Source organism: Streptomyces endocoffeicus (assembly GCF_016741935.1).
GTDB lineage: Bacteria > Actinomycetota > Actinomycetes > Streptomycetales > Streptomycetaceae > Streptomyces > Streptomyces endocoffeicus.
Map to the genome: position 1 here is coordinate 1 of NZ_JAERRG010000131.1, position 1757 is coordinate 1757.

The window sequence follows — 1757 nt, forward strand, 5'->3', positions numbered from 1 at the left end:
GCCGAGATCCGCCGGGTGACGCAGATCCTCAGCCGCAAGACGAAGAACAACCCCGTGCTCATCGGCGACCCCGGCGTCGGCAAGACCGCCATCGTGGAGGGCCTGGCCCAGCGCATCGTCCGCGGCGACGTCCCCGAGGGGCTGCGCGACAAGACCGTCTTCGCCCTGGACATGGGGTCGCTGGTGGCCGGCGCGAAGTACCGCGGGGAGTTCGAGGAGCGGCTCAAGGCCGTGCTCACCGAGGTCACCTCGGCGCAGGGGCGGATCCTGCTGTTCGTCGACGAGCTGCACACCGTGGTCGGGGCGGGGGCCGCCGAGGGGGCCATGGACGCCGGGAACATGCTCAAGCCGATGCTGGCCCGCGGCGAGCTGCACATGATCGGCGCCACCACTCTGGACGAGTACCGCAAGCACATCGAGAAGGACGCCGCGCTGGAGCGCCGCTTCCAGATGGTGCTGGTGGAGGAGCCGAACGTGGAGGACACCATCTCCATCCTGCGCGGCCTGCGCGAGCGTCTCGAGGTCTTCCACGGCGTCAAGATCCAGGACACCGCGCTGGTCTCCGCCGCCACCCTGAGCCACCGCTACATCAGCGACCGGTTCCTGCCGGACAAGGCCATCGACCTGGTGGACGAGGCATGCGCCCGGCTGCGTACCGAGATCGACTCCATGCCCGCCGAACTGGACGGGATCACCCGCCGGGTCACCCGGCTGGAGATCGAGGAGGCCGCGCTCGCCAAGGAGACCGACCCGGCCAGCCGCCAGCGGCTGGAGGAGCTGCGCCGGGAGCTGGCCGATCTGCGCGCCGAGGCCGACGCCAAGCACGCCCAGTGGGAGGCCGAGCGGCAGTCCATCCGCCGGGTGCAGGACCTGCGCCGGGAGCTGGAGGAGGTGCGCCGCGAGGCCGAGGAGGCCGAGCGCGCCTACGACCTCAACCGCGCCGCCGAACTCCGCTACGGCAGGCTCCGGGAGCTTCAGCGCAGACTGGCCGCCGAGGAGGAGCAGCTGGCCGCCAAGCAGGGCGCGCACCGGCTGCTGCGCGAGGTGGTCACCGAGGAGGAGATCGCCGACATCGTCTCCGCCTGGACCGGGATCCCGGTCTCCCGCCTGAAGGAGGGCGAACGGGAGAAGCTGCTGCGCCTGGACGAGATCCTCCAGGAGCGGGTCATCGGCCAGGACGAGGCGGTCAAGCTGGTCTCCGACGCCATCATCCGGGCCCGCTCCGGCATCCGGGACCCGCGCCGCCCGATCGGCTCGTTCATCTTCCTCGGCCCCACCGGCGTGGGGAAGACCGAGCTGGCCAAGGCGCTGGCGGCCGCGCTCTTCGACACCGAGGAGAACATGATCCGCCTCGACATGAGCGAGTACCAGGAGCGGCACACGGTCAGCCGGCTGGTCGGCGCCCCGCCGGGGTACGTCGGCTACGAGGAGGGCGGCCAGCTCACCGAGGCGGTGCGGCGCAAGCCGTACTCGGTCGTGCTCTTCGACGAGATCGAGAAGGCGCACAGCGATGTCTTCAACACCCTGCTCCAGGTGCTGGACGACGGCCGGATCACCGACGCCCAGGGGCGGCTGGTGGACTTCCGCAACACCGTGATCATCATGACCTCCAACATCGGCTCGGTGCATCTGCTCGACGGCGTCACCTCCGAGGGCGAGCTCAAGCCGGACGCCCGGGGCCTGGTGATGAGCGAGCTGCGCGGCCACTTCCGCCCCGAATTCCTCAACCGGGTCGATGACATCGTGCTGTTCAAGCC

The 1757-nt window shown here is 70.3% G+C and carries 1 protein-coding gene; it reads left to right on the plus strand.

The features are described from left to right. Positions 1–1757, plus strand: a 1757-nt coding sequence (locus JK364_RS54190) for an ATP-dependent Clp protease ATP-binding subunit (RefSeq protein WP_201858843.1), incomplete at both ends; no start/stop codon positions are given.